The 18,318-nt window shown below is 73.7% G+C and carries 22 protein-coding genes; 12 read left to right on the top strand and 10 right to left on the bottom strand.

Annotated elements, in window-relative coordinates:
* The first annotated feature begins 107 nt into the window (after positions 1–107).
* The 3 genes from ACZ7MY_RS31475 (at position 108) to ACZ7MY_RS31465 (ending at position 2,332) form a co-directional block, all read left to right on the top strand.
* The gene (locus ACZ7MY_RS31475) at positions 108–803 is read left to right on the top strand and encodes a TetR/AcrR family transcriptional regulator (RefSeq protein ID WP_499606684.1); all 696 of its coding nucleotides are present in this window, start codon (positions 108–110) and stop codon (positions 801–803) included.
* 40 nt (positions 804–843) lie between these two features.
* Positions 844–2,049, top strand: a complete 1,206-nt coding sequence (locus ACZ7MY_RS31470; protein WP_499606683.1) for a cytochrome P450 — start codon at positions 844–846, stop codon at positions 2,047–2,049.
* A 61-nt stretch (positions 2,050–2,110) separates the two neighbouring features.
* A complete protein-coding gene (locus tag ACZ7MY_RS31465) occupies positions 2,111–2,332 on the top strand; it encodes a ferredoxin (protein ID WP_499606682.1) in 222 nt (73 codons plus the stop codon).
* A 153-nt stretch (positions 2,333–2,485) separates the two neighbouring features.
* On the opposite strand, the gene ACZ7MY_RS31460 is transcribed toward ACZ7MY_RS31465, so the two are convergent.
* Positions 2,486–3,433, bottom strand: a complete 948-nt coding sequence (locus ACZ7MY_RS31460; RefSeq protein ID WP_499606681.1) for a glycosylasparaginase — start codon at positions 3,431–3,433, stop codon at positions 2,486–2,488.
* A gap of 725 nt (positions 3,434–4,158) precedes the next feature.
* On the opposite strand from ACZ7MY_RS31460, the gene ACZ7MY_RS31455 reads away from it, so the two are divergent.
* Entirely contained in the window at positions 4,159–5,070 is a 912-nt protein-coding gene (locus ACZ7MY_RS31455; protein ID WP_499606680.1) for a DivIVA domain-containing protein, read from the top strand.
* Positions 5,071–5,079: 9 nt separating this feature from the next.
* Here ACZ7MY_RS31455 and ACZ7MY_RS31450 read toward each other — a convergent pair whose 3' ends face one another.
* Complete coding sequence (locus ACZ7MY_RS31450) at positions 5,080–5,826, bottom strand: class I SAM-dependent methyltransferase (protein ID WP_499606679.1); 747 nt, start codon at positions 5,824–5,826, stop codon at positions 5,080–5,082.
* Between the two features lie 145 nt (positions 5,827–5,971).
* Between ACZ7MY_RS31450 and glgA the strand changes: the two genes are divergently transcribed.
* Entirely contained in the window at positions 5,972–7,171 is a 1,200-nt protein-coding gene (gene glgA / locus ACZ7MY_RS31445; protein ID WP_499606678.1) for a glycogen synthase, read from the top strand.
* 14 nt (positions 7,172–7,185) lie between these two features.
* On the top strand, positions 7,186–8,406 hold the full coding sequence (gene glgC / locus ACZ7MY_RS31440) for a glucose-1-phosphate adenylyltransferase (protein ID WP_499606677.1): 1,221 nt from the start codon (positions 7,186–7,188) through the stop codon (positions 8,404–8,406).
* On the opposite strand, the gene ACZ7MY_RS31435 is transcribed toward glgC, so the two are convergent.
* Positions 8,349–8,636 (bottom strand): hypothetical protein, encoded by a 288-nt coding sequence (locus ACZ7MY_RS31435; protein ID WP_499606676.1) that lies wholly within the window; start codon positions 8,634–8,636, stop codon positions 8,349–8,351. The genes glgC and ACZ7MY_RS31435 overlap by 58 nt on opposite strands.
* A gap of 201 nt (positions 8,637–8,837) precedes the next feature.
* Between ACZ7MY_RS31435 and ACZ7MY_RS31430 the strand changes: the two genes are divergently transcribed.
* Entirely contained in the window at positions 8,838–9,866 is a 1,029-nt protein-coding gene (locus tag ACZ7MY_RS31430) for a permease (protein ID WP_499606675.1), read from the top strand.
* Positions 9,867–9,879: 13 nt separating this feature from the next.
* Here ACZ7MY_RS31430 and ACZ7MY_RS31425 read toward each other — a convergent pair whose 3' ends face one another.
* Positions 9,880–11,109: an RNA-guided endonuclease InsQ/TnpB family protein gene (locus ACZ7MY_RS31425; protein WP_499606838.1), complete on the bottom strand. Its 1,230-nt coding sequence runs from the start codon at positions 11,107–11,109 to the stop codon at positions 9,880–9,882.
* A 159-nt stretch (positions 11,110–11,268) separates the two neighbouring features.
* Here ACZ7MY_RS31425 and ACZ7MY_RS31420 point away from each other — a divergent pair, with 159 nt between their 5' ends.
* Entirely contained in the window at positions 11,269–12,054 is a 786-nt protein-coding gene (locus tag ACZ7MY_RS31420; RefSeq protein WP_499606674.1) for a TIGR03943 family putative permease subunit, read from the top strand.
* Positions 12,055–12,067: 13 nt separating this feature from the next.
* Here the strand turns inward: ACZ7MY_RS31420 and ACZ7MY_RS31415 are convergent, their stop codons facing one another.
* The 3 genes from ACZ7MY_RS31415 to ACZ7MY_RS31405 form a co-directional block, all read right to left on the bottom strand.
* Complete coding sequence (locus tag ACZ7MY_RS31415) at positions 12,068–12,487, bottom strand: PPOX class F420-dependent oxidoreductase (protein ID WP_499606673.1); 420 nt, start codon at positions 12,485–12,487, stop codon at positions 12,068–12,070.
* A gap of 161 nt (positions 12,488–12,648) precedes the next feature.
* Entirely contained in the window at positions 12,649–12,936 is a 288-nt protein-coding gene (locus ACZ7MY_RS31410; protein ID WP_499606672.1) for a hypothetical protein, read from the bottom strand.
* Positions 12,937–12,986: 50 nt separating this feature from the next.
* Positions 12,987–13,298, bottom strand: a complete 312-nt coding sequence (locus ACZ7MY_RS31405) for a hypothetical protein (RefSeq protein ID WP_499606671.1) — start codon at positions 13,296–13,298, stop codon at positions 12,987–12,989.
* Between the two features lie 164 nt (positions 13,299–13,462).
* Here ACZ7MY_RS31405 and ACZ7MY_RS31400 point away from each other — a divergent pair, with 164 nt between their 5' ends.
* A complete protein-coding gene (locus ACZ7MY_RS31400) occupies positions 13,463–14,251 on the top strand; it encodes a hypothetical protein (protein WP_499606670.1) in 789 nt (262 codons plus the stop codon).
* A gap of 47 nt (positions 14,252–14,298) precedes the next feature.
* On the opposite strand, the gene ACZ7MY_RS31395 is transcribed toward ACZ7MY_RS31400, so the two are convergent.
* A complete protein-coding gene (locus tag ACZ7MY_RS31395) occupies positions 14,299–14,502 on the bottom strand; it encodes a hypothetical protein (RefSeq protein WP_499606669.1) in 204 nt (67 codons plus the stop codon).
* Between the two features lie 154 nt (positions 14,503–14,656).
* Here ACZ7MY_RS31395 and ACZ7MY_RS31390 point away from each other — a divergent pair, with 154 nt between their 5' ends.
* Positions 14,657–15,664 carry a zinc-binding alcohol dehydrogenase family protein gene (locus ACZ7MY_RS31390; protein WP_499606668.1) on the top strand — a complete coding sequence of 336 codons (1,008 nt, stop codon included), beginning with the start codon at positions 14,657–14,659 and terminating at the stop codon, positions 15,662–15,664.
* 244 nt (positions 15,665–15,908) lie between these two features.
* Here the strand turns inward: ACZ7MY_RS31390 and ACZ7MY_RS31385 are convergent, their stop codons facing one another.
* Entirely contained in the window at positions 15,909–16,370 is a 462-nt protein-coding gene (locus ACZ7MY_RS31385) for a group III truncated hemoglobin (RefSeq protein ID WP_499606667.1), read from the bottom strand.
* Entirely contained in the window at positions 16,367–16,801 is a 435-nt protein-coding gene (locus tag ACZ7MY_RS31380) for a hypothetical protein (protein WP_499606666.1), read from the bottom strand. Before ACZ7MY_RS31380 ends, ACZ7MY_RS31385 begins: the two co-directional genes overlap by 4 nt.
* A 177-nt stretch (positions 16,802–16,978) precedes the next feature.
* Between ACZ7MY_RS31380 and ACZ7MY_RS31375 the strand changes: the two genes are divergently transcribed.
* Positions 16,979–17,695 (top strand): class I SAM-dependent methyltransferase, encoded by a 717-nt coding sequence (locus ACZ7MY_RS31375; protein ID WP_499606665.1) that lies wholly within the window; start codon positions 16,979–16,981, stop codon positions 17,693–17,695.
* Positions 17,696–17,734: 39 nt separating this feature from the next.
* Positions 17,735–18,085: a S26 family signal peptidase gene (locus tag ACZ7MY_RS31370; protein WP_499606664.1), complete on the top strand. Its 351-nt coding sequence runs from the start codon at positions 17,735–17,737 to the stop codon at positions 18,083–18,085.
* Positions 18,086–18,318 lie beyond the last annotated feature (233 nt).

Genomic DNA, 18,318 nt, shown 5'->3' with positions numbered 1-18,318 from the left:
CGGCCCGCGACGGGCCCACCACGGCGGTGCACCCTGTGCCGCCGTACGCCCTGCGTCGCCGCCGTACACAAAATGTACAGACTCGGTCTGTTTTGTAGGCTTTCCCTATGGAACGTCGTCGGCCGGCCGGTGCCGGTTCCGCGACCGCGGTGGGCGCACCGCGGGTGAGCCTGCGCACCGAGCAACGTGACCTGACCCGCAACCGGGTCCTGGACGGCGCGGTCGAGGTCTTCGCCGCCAAGTCCTTCGTCGCCGCCACCATGGAGGACATCGCCCGCGCTGCGGGCGTCACCCGGGCCACGGTGTACGCCCACTTCCGCGGCAAGGCGGAGGTGATCGCCGCCCTGACGGACCGGGTGTACCAGGTCACCGACGCGCTGTACGCCGAACTGGCCGCCGTCCCCGAGTGGACGCACGACGCCGTCCGCGCGTGGCTGGAACAGGCCGCGGCGAGCTGGCGGGCGCTCGCGCCGACCATCCGCGTACTGCTGGCGGCCACCCCGTCGGCGGCCGGGGACGAGGGCAGTGCCCGCGACCGCTACCTGGCGGCGTACGAGCGCTATGTGGCCCTGCTGACCGCCGGACCCCGGCGCTGGCGGGGCGTCACCCCCGCGCAGGCACGGCAGCGCGCCCTGATGGCGGTGCTCCAGACGGGCTCGTTCCTCACCGCCTGGATCGCCGGCGGCCTTCCGGTCGACACCGACGACCCGCTGGACCTCCTCACCGACGACCTGTGCCACCTGCTGCGCCCCGCCCTCGGCGGCCGGCCCGCGGCGCAGCGCCGTCCGCGCGGGCCGTCGTGAGGACCCCGCCCCACCCTCGAGTCCCCTGGAGGCAAGCGCCATGGCAGCGACCGAGCCCCGGAAGTACCCCTTCACCGAAGCCGACCGGCTGACCGTCGACCCGGCCTTCGCCGGACTGCGCAAGGACGAGCCGCTGTGCCGGGTCCGGTTCCCCTACGGGGAGGCCGCCTGGCTGGTCACCCGGTACGAGGACGTGCGCACCGTCCTGGGCGACCCCCGGTTCAGCCGGGCCGAGGCCGTCCACCGCGACGAGCCGCGCCTGCGGCCGCACCGTGGCCTGCGCGGCAGCATCCTCGACCTCGACCCACCGGACCACACCCGGCTGCGGCGGATCGTGGCCAAGGCCTTCACCGCCCGCCACATCGAGCGCCTGCGGCCCCGCACCGAGCGGATCGCGGCCGGACTCGCCGACGGCATGGCCGCCCGCGGCGCGCCCGCCGACCTCGTCGCGGACTTCGCCCTGCCGCTGCCCGTCACCGTCATCTGCGAACTGCTCGGCGTCCCCCTGGCCGACCGCGCGGACTTCCGCACCTGGTCCGACGCGCTGCTGTCGACCACCAAGTACACCCCGCGGGAGGTCCAGGACCACACGGACGCCCTGATGGCCTACATGGCCGGGCTGATCGCGGAACGCCGCGCCGCGCCGCACGAGGACCTCCTGGGCGCACTGGTCGACGCCCGCGACAACGGCGAACGGCTCTCGGAGCGGGAACTGCAGGTCCTGGCGGTCTCCCTGCTCGTCGCGGGCCACGAGACCACGGCCTCGCAGATCCCCAACTTCGTCTACACGCTGCTCACCCACCCCGGGCAGCTCGCGGCGCTGCGCGCCGACCCCGGCCTCGTGCCCGGCGCCGTCGAGGAATTGATGCGCTACGTCCCCCTGGGCAACGGCGCGGGCATGCCCCGTTACGCGCTGGACGACGTCGAACTCAGCGGCGGCACCGTACGCGCCGGTGAGGCGGTGGTGGTCTGCCCCGTGTCGGCCAACCGCGACGAAGCCGTCTACACCGACCCCGACCGGCTCGACCTGCTGCGCCAGGAGGCTTCCCACGTCGGCTTCGGGCACGGACCGCACCACTGCCTGGGCGCCCAACTGGCCCGGATGGAACTGCAGGTGGCCCTGAGCACCCTACTGGACAGGCTGCCCGGGTTGCGCCTCGCCGGACCCGAGGAGAGCGTCGTGTGGAAGTCCGGCGTCGCCCTGCGCGGGCCCGAACGGATGCCGGTCACCTGGGACGGGGCCTGACGGCGACCGGCGCCGCCCGACGACATCGCAAGGCTTCCGACGACAGCGAAGGACACCCGCCATGACCTGGCAGATCGAGGTGGACCGGAACACCTGCATCGGCACCGGCTCCTGCGCCGGCATCGCCCCCGAGCACTTCGAGCTCCGCGACCGCAAGTCCTGCCCCCGGCACCCGACCGCCGAGCCGGACGAGCTCCTGGTCGACGCGGCCGAGTCCTGCCCGGTGGAGGCGATCACCCTCCGGGACGCGACCAGCGGCGAGCTGATCGCGCCCCAGCCCTAGGTCGTGTCGTCAAACGAGCTCCCCCAGCTGGCGCTGGGAGGTGCCCCCATCGCCCGGAGGGCGGGCTCAGCAAGCTGGGGGAGCGTCGCTGAGCAGGGGGGGCGTTTGACGACACGACCCAGGCACGGCCGCAGCCGCGGGCCCGGGCGGCCCTCAGACCAGCATGCGCGGGCGGAGCTCCGGCTCGGTGGAGGCGTCGGTCATCACGGCGTAGACGCTGCCCTCCTGGCCGGCGGCGCCGCCGTGCCGCCCGTCCGGGGTCAGTGCCAGCGCCCGCAGTTCGGAACGGTACTCGTCGGGCAGGCCCGCCGCCTCCTCCAGGGCGATCCGGCACGCGTCGGCGGGCTCCTTGCCCAGCGCCAGCAGGTCGACCACCGTACGGGCCGTGCCACCGCGCAGGCTCAGCTCGCCGCGGCCGGTGCAGGCCGCCCCGCCACCGCGCAGGTCGCACCAGTTGCCCGCCCCCGGGACGGCGGAGTCCCCCACCCGTCCCGGGTACTTGAAGGGGTAGCCGGAGGTCGAGACGCCCACGCACATCTCGCCGTGCGCGTCCAGCGCGACGATGTTGATCGTCCCCCACGGCCCCTCGTGCGGCGCCATCCGCCGCACCAGCTCCAGCGCCGCCCGCCGGTAGCGGTGGTCACCGTCCACGGCCGGGGTGTTCTCCCCCTCGACCGCCTCGGCGGCGGTCAGCAGCTGCTCGCGCCACATGGCCCGCGACGCGTCGGTCAGCAGCTCGGCGCCCTCGAACCCGTTCTCCCGCGCGAAGAGCGCCGCGCCCTCCCCCACCAGCAGGCAGTGCTGCGGCAGCCGCTCCATCACGGCGCGCGCCACCGATATCGGGTTCGGGAACCCGCGCAGCGCGCCGACCGCGCCGAACCTGCGGTCCGAGCCCGTCATCACCGACGCGTCCAGTTCGACGACGCCCTGCGCGTTGGGCAGCCCGCCCGTTCCGACGTAGTGGTCGGTGAGGTTGTCCTCGCAGCGGCGCATCGCCGCCTCCACGGCGTCCAGCGCCGTCCCGCCGCGCCGCAGGACGTCCATCCCGGCCGGCAGGCCGACCTCGCTGCGCTCGCTTCCGATGATGACGGGCTGCGTCATGGCGTTCCCTTCGCTGGTGGGCCGGGCCGTACAGGCGCCCGGCGGCCCCGGCGCCCGCGACCAGCCGGTACGACGACGCCGTGAGCCTAGCGCCGGGCCCGCGGCGCCCGGCCACCGGCCGGGGTCCCCCGGTCGGGCGCGCGGAGCGACGCGGTTCCGGCCCCCGGCCCGGAGGACGCCGCCCACGATGAGGACGCTCCTCCGCCTTGCGATGCACCACAGCTGGGGGAACCGTGGGGCCCGCGCCACGGGCGGTGCAGGCACCACCCGGCGGTAGCCGGGCGAGCGCCCGGTCACCGGCCGGGGCCCCCGGTCGGGCGCGCGGTGCGACGGGGTTCGGCCCGCCTCCGTGCCCGCCCCGGCGTACGCCTTCCGGTCCATCCCCGGGGGAGGAATCACTCCCCGGCCCCCGCCCGGGGTCTCCCGGCGCCGCCCGTACCGGGGCCTTGGGGGCCGGTATTCACCCGTCCGGCCCTTTCGCCGGGCGCGCGGGGAAATCCACGCTGTCTGCGGGCGCCGTGACAACACGGATGATCACAGTTGCCACTGCGCCGCCCGTAGTTGCGCCCTCCACGCCGCTCGCCCTGGTCCCACGATCGGCGCTGGTGACACCGCCCGCACCGCGCACGCGCGGTGTTCCCGGGCTGCCCCGGCCCGGCCCGCCGCCCAAGCTGGAGTTGACGGATGCGGTCAGGACTTGTCGACGAACACCTCGAGGTGAGCAGATGGCACAGACGCCGATTACCCCCGAGAACGTGCGCACGAAGCAGTTCACCACCGTCCGCCTCCGTGAGGCCTACGACGAGCGCGAGGTCGACGACTTCCTGGACCAGGTCCAGGCCGAGCTGACCCGGCTGCTGAGGACCAACCAGGACCTGCGCGCCCAGCTCTCCGCCGCCGAGGCAGCGGCCACCCGGCAGCCGGAGGAGCCCGAACTCGAGGTGGCGTCGGCGCCGGAGCCCGAGGCCGAGGCCGAGCCCGAGCCCCAGGTCGAGCCCCAGGCCGCGCCCGAACCCGAAGTGGCGCCGGAACCGGAGCCCGCCCCGGTGCTCGTCGCCCGGGCCTCCGGGCCGGCGGGACCGGCGGAGCCCGCGGACACCGAGGAGGCCGACGACGGGACCGCCGGGAGGCAGCCCGGGTTCGCCGTCGACAGCACGGCCCGACTGCTCGCCCTGGCCGAGCGCACCGCCGAACAGGCCGTCTCCGAGGCCCGCGCCGAGGCCCACAAGATCGTCGGCGAGGCACTCGGCCAGGCCGAGAACCTGCGCCGCGACTCCCGCGAGCGCGCCCAGGCCCTCGAGCACGAGGCCCAGGAGAAGCACCGCCAGGCGATGGTCGACCTGGCCTCCGCCCGTACCGCCCTCCAGCGCAAGGTCGACGACCTCCGCACCTTCGAGGACGCCTACCGCAGCCGTCTGACCGGCCACATGCAGTCCCAGCTCCGCCGCCTCGACCGCGACCTCGCGCGCTCCCTCGCCCCGCCCTCCGCTCCCCCGACGGTCTCCTTGACCCGCGCCACCGCCAAGCGCGCCGCGGAAGCCCGGCCCGTCCCCCCGGCCGCCGCCCCCGACCCTGCCCCCGCACCGGAACCCGCCCCCCTCACCGCCGCGGGCGCCCTGAGCGGCGAGGAGGACTAGGAACCCCGCTCACCCCTCGGCGGCGGGCAGCCGGTAGACGGAGACGTGCGAGCGGGACTCGGCGGTGAACTCCGCGCCGCGCCAGTCGGCGTGGCGGGACTCCAGGTCGAATCCCCCGAGCTGGGCCATGAGGTCGAGCTCGGAGGGCCAGACGTAGCGGTGCGGGGTGCGGAACAGGCTCGTGCGCTCGCCGTCGCGGAAGCGGAAGTGGTGCGAGACGACCCGCTGCCGCAGGACGTCGTAGGTGTCCACACCCATGGAGCCGGACTCGGAGTGCCAGACCACGGCCTGCTGGCCGGGTGGCAGCTTGCGCAGCTCGGGGACCCACAGTTCGATCACGAAGCGCCCGCCCGGTGCGAGATGACGGGCGGCGTTGCGGAAGCAGGCGACCTGCTCGGTCTGGGTGAGCAGGTTGGCGATGGTGTTGTAGACCAGGTAGACGAGCCGGAAGGTGCCCGGGGCGCGGGCGGTGGACATGTCGCCGATGACGACCGGGATCGTCGCCTCGTCCGCCTTGGTGCGCAGCCGGTCGATCATCGGCCGTGAGAGCTCGATGCCGCTGACCGGCACGCCCCGCGCCGCGAGCGGCACGGCCACACGGCCGGTACCGACGGCGAACTCGAGCGCCCGTCCGCCGTCGGCGAGTTCGGCGAGCCGGTCCACGACCGGATCCAGTACCTCCGGGGCGAACATGCCGGTGCCGGGGGTGTCGTAGCTGCCGGCGGTTTCCGCGCCCCAGATCTCGTCCTGTCGCATGCGCATCACGATTCACGGAGCGGGCGGCGAAGTCGAGGGAATTCCGGGCGGGGCATCACGCGGCGAAAGGCGGGGAAGACGGATCGAACACCGTTCCACGGGGCATGGATGTCCCTACACGGCGACGGGACCCGGGGAGGCGCCCGTGAAGGTGGCACTGCTCACGCGGGAGTACCCGCCGTACGTGTACGGCGGGGCCGGTGTGCACGTGGAGTTCCTGGCCCGTGAACTGCGGGAGTTGACGGACCTTCAGGTGCACTGCTGGGCCGGCGCGCAGGGGCAGGGCGCCGCGGACGACCGGGAGGGCGGGCCGGACGTCACCCGGCATGCCGCCGCCGCGGAACTCGGCGACGCCAACGAGGCGTTGCGCAGCCTGTCGGTCGACCTGTCGATGGCCGCCGCACTGGCCGGCCGGGACCTCGTGCACTCCCACACCTGGTACGCCAACCTCGCCGGGCACCTGGCCAAACTGCTGTACGGCGTGCCGCACGTGATGACCGCACATTCCCTCGAACCGCTGCGTCCCTGGAAGGCGGAGCAGCTCGGCGGCGGGTACGCGCTCTCGAGCTGGGCGGAGCGGACGGCGGTCGAGGCCGCGGACGGCGTCATCGCCGTCTCGCACGGGATGCGCGCGGACATCCTGCGGAGCTACCCCGCGCTCGACCCGGCACGGGTGCACGTCGTCCACAACGGCATCGACACCCGTCTGTACCGGCCGGACGCGTCCACCGCGGCGCTCCGCGCACACGGCGTCGACCCGGGCCGCCCGTACGCCCTGTTCGTCGGGCGGATCACACGGCAGAAGGGGGTGCCGCACCTGCTGCGGGCGGCCCGGCGGATCGATCCGGGCCTGCAGATCGTGCTGTGCGCCGGGGCGCCCGACACCCCCGCGATCGACCGGGAGTTCCGTGAGCTGGTGGAGGAACTGCGGGCGGTGCGCGGCGGGGTGGTCTGGATCCCGCAGATGCTGCCGCGGTCCGAGGTGGTGCAACTACTCACGCACGCCGCGGTGTTCGTGTGTCCCTCGGTGTACGAGCCGCTGGGCATCGTGAACCTGGAGGCGATGGCGTGCGGCACCCCGGTGGTCGCGTCCGCGGTGGGCGGGATCCCGGAGGTGGTGGCGGACGGCGTCACCGGGCTCCTCGTGCCGTACGAGGAGAAGGACCCGGAGGCGTTCGAGGCGGGACTCGCCGCGGCGGTCGGCGCGCTCGCCGGCGATCCGGGGGCGGCGGCGCGCATGGGGACGGCGGGCCGCGAGCGCGCGGTGGCGGAGTTCGGCTGGGACGCGGTGGCCCGCCGCACCGTGGGCGTGTACGAGGAGATCTGCAGGTCGCAAGGGCGGTAGCGGCAAAGGGGGCAGTGATGCGCGGCGGACCTTCGGTGCTCGGAATCGTGCTCGCGGGCGGGGAGGGCAAGCGGCTGATGCCGCTGACCGCCGACCGCGCCAAACCGGCCGTGCCGTTCGGCGGCGCCTACCGGCTGGTGGACTTCGTCCTGTCCAACCTCGTCAACGGCGACATCATGCGCATCTGCGTGCTGACGCAGTACAAGTCGCACTCCCTGGACCGGCACATCACCACGACCTGGCGGATGTCGAACCTGCTGGGCAACTACGTCACCCCCGTCCCGGCGCAGCAGCGGCTGGGCCCGCGGTGGTTCCTCGGCAGCGCCGACGCGATCTACCAGTCGCTGAACCTGGTGTACGACGAACAGCCCGACTACATCGTCGTGTTCGGTGCCGACCATGTGTACCGCATGGATCCCCGGCAGATGCTGCGCCAGCACATCGAGGCGGGTGCGGGCGCCACGGTGGCGGGCATCCGCGTCCCGCGCGACCAGGCCTCCTCGTTCGGGATCATCACCCCGGGTCCTGGCGGGGTGCGGGTGGAGCGGTTCCTGGAGAAGCCCGCCGATCCGCCGGGCCTGCCCGGCGACCCCGACCGGGTGTACGCCTCGATGGGCAACTACGTGTTCACCACCAAGGTGCTGCTGGACGCGCTGGCCCAGGACGCCGAGGACGACGCGTCGGTGCACGACATGGGCGGCAGCATCATCCCGCTGCTCACGGCCAAGGGGCAGGTGCAGGTCTACGACTTCGACGACAACCACGTGCCCGGCGAGACGGCCCGCGACCACGGCTACTGGCGGGACGTGGGCACCCTGGACGCGTACTACGACTCCCACCAGGACCTGATCTCGGTCCACCCGGTCTTCAACCTCTACAACGACCAGTGGCCGTTGTACACGCACTCGTTGCGGCTGCCCCCGGCGAAGTTCGTGGCCGGCGGGATCGCGGGCGAGTCGATGGTCAGCCCGGGCTGCATCATCTCCGGGCAGGTCACGCAGTCGGTGCTGTCGCCGGGGGTGGTGGTCGAGGAGGGCGCGGTGGTGCAGGGGTCGGTGCTGCACGACAACGTCCGCGTCGGGCGGGGTGCGGTCGTGCGCCGTGCCATCCTCGACAAGAACGTCGTCGTGCCCGCGGGCGCCACGGTCGGCGTCAACCCCGAACGCGACCGCGAGCTCTACCACGCCTCCGCGAACGGCGTCATCGCCCTGGGCAAGGGGCAGCGCGTCCTCTGAACCGGCCGCAGAGGATTGCCCTGTAGGCGCACTCCGTGGGTGGCCAGGGCGATGGCCCGGACGACCGCGCCGGCGAACAGGGGGAACAGCGCCGCACAGACGACGCCCGGCACCAGGCTGCTGTGCCGGGGCAGCCAGGTGCCGGGCAGGAACGTGCCGAGCGCCGGCACCAGGCACACCCCGCTCAGCACCATCGCCGCGCCCGCGTGCGCGATGAGACCCGTCTTCATGACGCCCCCCGGCCCCCGTCCCGTACCCGCCGCGCGCACGGTGGGCTCCACTCTGTCGGAGCGGGCCGTGTCCATGGTCATCTCCGGGCCCGGCTTGGGCCAAGGGTGCGCAAAGGCCGGGTACGGCGTGAGACTTCGGGCGGGGCGGCGGCGTACTGAGGGTGGAGTCCCCAGCCCCCTCGCGCCGGAGGTAGTACGCCCGTGACCGTCACCAAGGAGGCCCCGGCCCCCGCCGGGACCGCGCGGCAGGACGCCGGGCCGCCGGACCCGGAGGAGCGGTGGCGGGTCAGCTCGCCGCTGGTGCTGACGCTGCTGCTGCTCGCCGCCCTGACGATGCAGGGGCCGGTGCGGCGGGCGCTGTCCGCGCCGGTGATGCAGAGCTGGACGACCGTGTTCGTCGCGGTGGTGGTGCAGGCGCTGCCGTTCCTGGTGCTGGGCGTCCTGCTCTCGGCGGTGCTCGCGGTGTGCGTCCCGCCGTCGTTCTTCGCGCGGGCGCTGCCGCGCCGCGCCGCGGTGGCGGTGCCGGTGGCGGGGGTCGCGGGGGCGGTCCTGCCGGGGTGCGAGTGCGCGTCGGTGCCGGTCGCGGGGGCGATGGTACGGCGGGGGGTCGCCCCGGCGGCGGCGCTGACGTTCCTGCTGTCCGCGCCGGCGATCAACCCGGTGGTGCTGACCGCCACGGCCGTCGCCTTCCCGAACGAGCCGCGCATGGTGGTCGCCCGCTTCGTCGCAGGACTGCTGGTCGCGTGCGTCATGGGCTGGCTCTGGCAGCGTCTGGGGCGTCCCGGTCTGCTGCGGCCCGCGGGGCACCACCCGTCGGCCGAAGGGCGGGGCAGGGGAGCCGCGTTCTGGGGTTCGGTGCGGCACGACGTCATGCACGCCGGCGGGTTCCTGGTCGTCGGGGCGATGGCTGCGGCCACGCTCAAGTCCTTCGTGCCGGAGGACGTCCTGCGCCTCGCGTCGGGCAACCCGGTGGTGTCGGTGCTCGCGCTGGCGGTGCTCGCGGTGGTGCTGTCGATCTGTTCGGAGGCCGACGCGTTCGTCGCGGCGTCCCTGTCGCAGTTCTCCCTCACCGCCCGGCTGGTGTTCCTCGTCGTGGGGCCGATGATCGACCTGAAGCTCTTCGCGCTGCAGGCGGGCACCTTCGGACGCGCCTTCGCGGTGCGGTTCGCGCCCGCCACCTTCGCGGTCGCCGTCGTCCTGGGCTGCGTGACCGGGGCGGTGCTGCTTTGACATCCTCCTCGCCTTAATGGGCGGGGATTCCTGGCTCACGTGGGCTGGGGACCAGCGGTCCTCCAGCGCTTACACGATCGGCACCAGCCGGGTTGAGACCAGCCCGGACCAGCATCACGCGTGCGGAGTTCTTGTCCCTGGGGCAGACGAGTCCGCACGCGGTGCAGGTATAGGTACGTTCCGAAAGAGGAAGTGCGTGCTTGGTTCTCACTCCGCACGACGCGCAGTCCATGGTGGTGTGCGCGGGATGCACCAGGCGGACGTCCCGCCCGTGCTTGCGGCCCATCTCGATCAGAGCCGTCTTCGTGACGCCGATCGCCGCGTCCGCCGCCTTGCGGGCCATGGTGGTCCGGCTGAGGAACTTCGGCCGGAAGTCCTCCACCGCGATGACGTCGTGGTCGCGAACGACGCGCTTGGCCCACTTGCGGGCGGTGTCCTGCCGCCGACGGGCGATCTTCCTGGACACCTTCGCGGCGGCCCGGCGGGCCTTGCGGTAGCCGCCGGTGTCGGGCATGTTCCTCGGGGTACGCCGACGGGCCATCATCTTCTGGTAGCGGGCCAGTTTCGCCGCGGCACTCCTGCCGTGCTGGGCATGGGGCAGGTCGTGGGCGTCGCTGGTGGTGGTCGCGGTCTCACGGACGCCCCAGTCGATACCAATCACTGCGCCTGTGGCGGGCAGCGACTCAAGGGCGGTGGCCACGACGAACGAGGCGTACCAGTGACCGAGGCTGTCCCGGTACACGCGTACCGACGTGGGGACCGCGGGCAAATCGCGGGACCACACCACCGTCAGAACGATGCCACCGGCCAGGTGCAGACGTCCGTCCTTCAGCCGAAAACCCCGGGCGGTGTAGTTCAGCGTCGGCGCGGCCTCGCGCTTGCGCTTGATGCGGGGCATCCCCGCCCGCTGCCGCATCGGCAGCCGCGCCGCGATGTCCTTGATCGCTTTGGTCCGGGACTTGGCGAAATCCCGGATGACCTGCTGCTGCGGCACCGAACTACCCTCCCGCAGCCACGCCATCGACCGTCGCGCCTCGGTCAGCATCCTGTCCAGCTGCGCGGGACCGCACGTGATCTTCTGCCCGTCGGTCTTGTTCAGGCCGTGGACCTTGCGGGACACCGCCACACACTCATTCCACACCCACCGACAACGCGCCCACTCCGCCTCCAAACGGGCACACGCCGACGACGACACACGCAGCCGATAGGTGTACCGGGCATGCCCGCACCCCTGCTCGGCCATCACTGTGGACGTCACGCCCCGGAACCTAACAGCCCCCGCTGACAAGGAAAGAGAGTGCAGGTCAGAACAGATGCGCAGCCAACTCCGCCGCTTCGCGACTCGGACCCAAGGATCCAACCTTCCCCAGCCCGAATGCCCGGGTATCCAGGGAGAAAGCAGGTGAACCGGGAGGCGCAGGCCGCCGTGCTGCTGCTGACGGGGGTGGCCCTGCTGCACGCCGGGCTCAGCGACCTCTACCTGCGGTACGTCAAGGCCGGGCTGCAGCCGCTGCTGCTGGCGGCCGGTGCCGTGCTGGTCGTCGCGGCCCTGGCGACCGTCTGGTACGAGCTGCGCCGGCCCCGCCGCGGCGATCCGGGGCAGGAGGACGGGCGGCGGGAGGACGGGCGGCCGGAAGACGCGCGGGAGGACGGCCACGATGCCGAGGACCAGCACCCGCATCCCCACCCGCACCGCGAGCCCGTGGTCGCGTGGCTGCTGGTGCTGCCGCTGGTCGCGCTGGTCCTGGTCGCCCCGCCGGCCCTGGGGTCCTACTCCGCCGCCCGGAGCGGCACGTCGGTCCCCCGTCCCTTCGGTTTCCCCACCCTGCCCGCGGGCGACCCGCTGCGGATGGAGACCGCCGACTACGCGGGCCGCGCGGTCTACGACCACGGACGTTCCCTCACCGGCCGCCGCATCACCCTCACCGGATTCGTCAGCGTCGCCCGCGACGGCACCCCCTACCTGACCCGGATGGTGCTGAACTGCTGCGCCGCCGACGCCCGCCCGGTCAAGATCGGAATGACCGGGCAGGTGCCGCCCGTCCTGCAGCCGGACGCCTGGCTGGAGGTGACCGGGACCTACACCCCGCGCCGGGCCGAGGACCCGGTCAACGACGGTCCCGTCCCGTTCCTGGACGTGAGCCGTGCCCGGCCGGTGCGGGCGCCGGCCGAGCCGTACGAGGGCTGACCCCGCCGTGCGGTCAGCCCGGCTGGCCGCTGTCCTTGAGCGTCCCCCAGCCGTGCCACCGCTCGATCTCGATCAGGCCGCTGACGCGCTCGCGGTCGCGCTGCGGGTAGGCGCGGCCCAGGTACTGCTGGGCCAGCCGGTCGATGCCGGCGAGGTCGGTGTCCTCGCGCAGTTCGGCGACCCGCCCGATCAGGGTGACGTGGGTGTACCAGTTCCCCTCGTCCAGGACCGTGAGGGTGACCCGGGGGTCGTGGCGGATGTGGTCCAGGCGCTTGCGGCCGCCGTCCATGTTGACCAGCACCCGGCCGTCGTCCCACAGGTACCAGGTGGCCGTGGACACCGGCTGGCCGTCGGCCCGCAGCGTCGTGATCACGGCCGGGTTGGGCTTCTTCAGCATCTCGATCGCGGCCGGGGGAAGCGGGGGCTTGGACACGGGAACTCCTTCGCGGTGATCTTCGGGGCTGCGCCCCACCGTGCCACATCCGCCCGGCCGGACGGCGGCCCGGACCCGGCGCGCCCCGCGCCGTCCGCCGAAGGGGCGCGCCACGGGTCCGTGCGTGTACGTACGGGTCCGTGCGGGTGCGTGCGGGTGCGTCAGCAGAACCAGCCGTCCTGGACCCAGCCGCGGCGGTTGATGTCGCCGTAGGCGAACCCGTAGGCCCAGGCGCCCTGCTTGCTCTCGACGGTGAAGGTCTGGCCCTTGTAGAGGGTGCCCGTCCAGGCGCCGAGCGGGGCGGTGCGCACGTACAGGTCCTGGGCGCAGACGGTCTCACGCCGGCCGATCGTCCCGTCGGCGGCCCGGGCGGGGGCGGCGGTGGCCAGTACGGCGGCGGTCAGGGCCGCGACGGCGGTGGCGGCGTGGAGCATCCGGGGTGCGGGCATGCGGGTGGGTCCTTCCTGTGGTGGTGGGGGGTGCCGGTGCGGGAGGGGGGTCACCAGGAGCCGTAGCCGCCGAGGCATTCGTTGCGGACGTAACCCCAGTCGCCCTTGCCGAAGTCGAAGGTGGCCGCCCAGCCGTTGTAGACGGGGTGCGCGCCGCGGGTGTGGCCCACCTTGTTGCCGTAGCCCAGGACGCGGATCAGTCCGCGGGGGCCGGAAGCGCTGTCGTAGTTGGCGTAGAAACTCGCGCTCTGGCACACGATGACCGCGTGCTCGGGCGGCACCGCGGCGTGCGCGGGCTGCGTCGTCAGTGCGCACAGCGCGGCGGTGGCGGCTGCGGCCAGCGTCTTGGTCACCGTTCCCATGGGGCGTCCTCTCGTGGGGGGTTCGCCGATCAGGATGGCGGCCCATGGTCTATGCGGGTAGAGGGGTGCGGATGAAGATTACGTGGCCATGACATTCACATGCGGACAACCGCTCCGCCAGGACCCCGGTCAGGGCCTCCTGGCCTCGCCGATAGCATGCGCCCATGCCTGACGACGGCCTGATCGACGTGACGCTGGTCGACGCGGCGGACGGACAGCCGTTCGGCCGCTCCGAACTGCCCGCCGGACAACTCCCGGAGACCTTCACGCCCGAGACGCGGCTCGACCTCGGCGGGGCCGTGTGGGAGGTCGTCCGGGCCCAACCGGCCGACCGCACGGCCTTCCTGGCCGCGGGCCGGCTCGTCCTCACGCTCCGGCGGCTGCGGACGGTCGACCCCCGCCAGGTCGCGTACACCCTGCCGACCCTCTGCGCGGACCTGCCCCCGCTGACACCCTCGGACGGCGCCGCGGACGACCTTGAGATCCACGAGGACGACTGGCGCCAGACCGAACTGGTGGAACGCCGCTGCATCGCTCAGGTCGAGGCCCAACTCGCGGACATCGCGCGGATCCTGCGCGACCACGCACGGACCGTCGGCGAGGACGGATCGGCCGTCCGGGTGTTCGACGCACTCCACCTGCGGGAGTCCCCGGCGGAGCCGCTGACCGGGGCACTCACCCGTCGGCGGCTGTTCGAACTGCTCCCGGTTTCGCACGAGTTCGCGGGCGTGGCACTCCGGGAGGGCCAGGGACGGGTCGCCGACTCGTTCGCCGCCCGGGTCGGTCCGGTCGCGGTGTACGGACGCTGTTCCGGCGACCGGGTCGTCGCCCTGGGCCTGCTGCCGGCCTCGCGGGCGACGGTGCGGGACGTCCCGGGACTGGCCGCCCTCATGCGGGAGTTCGGCCTGGTCCTGGTCGACTGGTGCGCCGCGCGGTACGAGAAGTCCGCGTAGCCGGCGGCCGCTTCAGGGCGGCAGCGGCGTCGTCACGTCCGGCGTCGTCACGTCCACACGCCGGGGCCGGCACCGCTCCGTTCGACGACGTCCGGGTCGGCGAGGTCGACGGTGTCGGGATCGAGGCCGGCGCGCCGCGGGAACTCCTGGACGTCGCGGAGGTGGTACGCGATCCCCAGGATTACGCCGTCCACACGGACGCGCCGGCCGCCGCTCGTCGATGGCGGCATCACGATGACGCGACGTTGCATTTCGTCAGGATGACCCGTCCGGCCCCGCCCCGCATCCCGGCCGCCGGACGGCGCCCCCGCGGCGGCACCCGGATGGCCCGGCCGCCGCTGCCGGGTGCGGTCCCGCGTGCCAGGCTGGCCTGGACCCGTCAGCGCAGCGAGGGAGCCTCCGGCCATGACCGAACGGACGATGCGGGCCGTCGCCTCCTACCGGGGCCTGCCCGTGGACGATCCGGAGAGTCTCGTCGACGTCGAGGTCCCGCTGCCGGAGCCCGAACCGCGCGACGTGCTCGTGCGGGTGCGGGCCGTGTCCGTCAACCCCGTGGACATCAAGGTCCGCGCCGGTCTGCCGGCCTCCGACCCGCCCCGCGTCCTCGGCTTCGACGCCGCGGGCGTCGTCGAGGCGGTGGGCGGCGAGGCGACCACCCTTCAGGTGGGGGACGAGGTCTGGTACGCGGGGGACATCACCCGTGCGGGCAGCAACGCCGAGTTCCAGGTCGTCGACGAGCGCCTGGTGGCCCGCAAGCCGCGCAGCCTGGGCTTCGCTGAGGCCGCCGCCCTGCCGCTGACCGGCATCACCGCCTGGGAAACCCTGTTCGAGCGGTTCGCGCTCGACGGCAGGTCGACCGGCACCCTGCTGGCCCTGGGCGGCGCCGGGGGTGTGGGCTCGATCCTCATCCAGCTGGCGAAGCAGCTGACCGGCCTGCGGGTGCTGGCCTCGGCCGGCCGCCCCGAGAGCAGCCAATGGGTCACCGGGCTCGGGGCCGACGCCGTGGTCGACCACCACGACCTCGCCGCGACCGCCGCCGCGGCGGCGCCGGACGGCGTGGACTACCTGCTCTCCCCGCACTCCGCGGGGAACGTCGACACCTACGCCCGGATCATGCGCCCGGGCGGGCACATCACGGCGATCGACGAGCCCGAGGGGCTCGACCTGCTGCCGCTCAAGGCGAAGAGCATCGCGTGGCACTGGGAGTTGATGTTCACCCGGCCGACGTTCCGGACCCCCGACATGATCGAGCACAAGAACCTGCTGCAGAAGATCGCGGCCCTGGTGGACGACGGCCGCATCCGCAGCACCGTCACCACGACCATCGAGGACTTCTCGGCCGCGGGGCTGCGACGGGCCCACGCGATGCTGGAGTCGGGCCGGAGCATCGGCAAGGTCGTCGTCACCCGCTGAAAGCCTCCCCGGCGGCGGACGCCCGAGCCGGCGCTTGCCGGGCTCGACCGGACGGTGTCTCCCGTGCCGGGCGGCCCCCGCCGGCCGGGGTACCGCGGCCGCCTCGGGGGTGCTCACCGACGCGTTCGCGCGGGACGTCCCGGAGCTCGGGCGGAGGGTCCTCGACGGACGTCACCCATGCCTCCGGTTCCTCGGGGACCGAGACGCAATGCCCCTACCGGCCCGGACCGGGCGACGCGCGCCCTCAGAGGCCCTCCCCGCCCTCCCGGCGGCGGATCGTGACGTACTCGCTCGCTGCGCGGCCCGCCAGACGGCGCTGGAGGGACCCGCCGATGCGCCCGGCCTGCAGCTTGGCGAGTTCGGCCTTCTCGCCCCGGAAGAGCTCGTCGACCGTCGTGCCCCACAGGGCCAGCCAGCGACCGAAGTGCTCGGGGCCCAGCGGGGTCATGCGGTGCAGGGCCTGGTGCGGGGCCAGCGCGTTGCGCCGGTAGCGGGCGGCGGCGAACAGCACCGACTCCCAGAAGTCGCACATGATCGGCATGTGCGCGTCGAGGTCCATCCGGGCCACCTCGGTGAAGACCGGCCCGATCAGGGGGTCGGCGAAGGCCCGGCGGTAGAAGGCGGTCACCAGGCGTTCGACGTCCGCGCGGTCCACGAGGTCGCGACCCGTGCCGTCCTGTGCGGCGACGGGCCCCGGCGCGCTCACAGCCGCTCCAGGACGAGGGCGGCGCCGCATCCGGCCAGGCACAGCGCCTTGACCACCTCGAGCGCGACGTACCGCAGATGGGCCCGGCTGCGCGGGCCGGTCTCCCCGGCGAGGACGGCGGCGGTTCGCCGGTTCAACGAGGGCCGGACAAAGAGGAGTTGGGCCAGGAGCAGGGCGATCGCTCCCGCGCCCAGGCCCAGCGCGACGGGCCCCGGCACCTCCCGGGCCACCGCCACTGCGGCGATCGCGGCCAGCACGGCCTCGACGCGGTTCAGCGCGCGGAAGACGATCCGCCCGATGCCCAGGCCCAGGGGCACGGTGATGCCCTCGGCGCGGAACTTGAGGGGGGCCTCGAGGAACGAGATCCCGAGCACCATCCCCAGCCACACGAAGACCGCGGCCACCTGCGCCAGCACGGCGCCGGCGTTCACCGGGCGCTCCGCTCGGGGCGGCGCCGGGCGGTGCGGCGCGGGGGACGACGTCTGGTGCGGTGAAGGTCCATGCCCCCACCCTAACCTAAATTTGCATCTGAGATGCACATTAGAGTTCGCCGTCACCATCCCCCAACCGGCCTGGCCGGCAGGCGCATCGGCACCGAGAATGGCCCGATGACCTCGCCCGACGCACTGCTGCCCGACCACCGGCTCGAACTCACCGACGTCGTCGCCAACAACACCATGAACCGCGAGCGAGGCCTGGCCGGCACCAACAGCTACGTGCGGGAACTCGGCTTCGACCCGGTCGACCACCTGCTGGCCCGCGCCCCCGGACCCCGCTGGCTGGACCTGTGCAGCGGGGAGGGGCTGGCCCTGCGGGAGGCCGCGGGCCGCCTGCCGGCGGCGGCGCGGCTGACCGGGGTGGACCTGGTGGGACCCCTGGCGGCCGCACCCCTGCCGCCCACGGTGGAACTGGTCACCGCGTCGGTGACGGCATGGGAGCCGGCCGCGCCGCACGACCTGATCACCTGCGTCCACGGCCTCCACTACGTCGGGGACCGGCTCGGACTGCTCGCCCGCGCCGCCGGCTGGCTCAGGCCCGGCGGTCTGCTCGTCGCCCACCTCGACCCCGCCGCGATCCGCTGGGCGGACGGCGGCCCCGCCGGGCGCTCCGTCCTGGCCGCCCTGCGGGCCGCAGGCTTCGCCTACAGCGCCCGCCACCACCGCCTCACCCTCCTCGGACCGCGCACCGTCCGGCTCCCGCTGCGCTACGTCGGGGCCGACCCGGACGCGGGACCGAACTACACGGGCCAGCCCGGCGTGGCCGCCCACTACCGCCGCGCCGCCCGTTCCACCGCGGACGGGCCGTCAGGTGGACCCCGGCGATAATGGCTTGGCGGGCCGGGCGGGATGCGTCACGATCGCCCCATGGGAGCGCTTGACGCGGTGGCGGGCAGGGTGGCCGGCGGGGCGACGGTCGAGTTCCGGCCCAGCGGATCGTCGATGGTCCCCTTGGTGCGCAGCCGTCAGCAGGTGACGGTGGCCCCGGTCGACCCCGCGAAGCTCGAGGTCGGCGACATCGTCCTCGCCCGCGTCGCGGGCACGGTGTACCTGCACCTGGTATCCGCGGTGGATCCGGCCAGGAAGCGGGTGCAGATCAGCAACAACCGGGGCCACGTCAACGGCTGGACCGGCCACGGCCGGGTCTACGGCATCTGCACGGCGGTCGACGGCGTCCCCCGCCCCCGGACGGCCGGCAAGGCCCCCGTCGTCCCGTGACACCGTCGACGCCTGCCTCCGCCGCATCCGCGCCAGGCTCGACATCCACAGGCACCGCCGAACTCGCCCGCACCGCCATCGCCCTCGGACCGTGACTCCGGACGCACGGACGGTGACCGCGAGCGAGCGGCAGTCCCCTCAGGAGCCGTCGGCGTGCAGGTTCTTGACCTTGATCCAGTCACGGCTGCGGCGACCGGGCAGATACGTACTGGTCAACCGCTTCGCCACCACCC

It is taken from the genome of Streptomyces sp. NPDC111520 (assembly GCF_055635295.1).
This window is presented reverse-complemented; position numbering and strand designations above follow the sequence as displayed.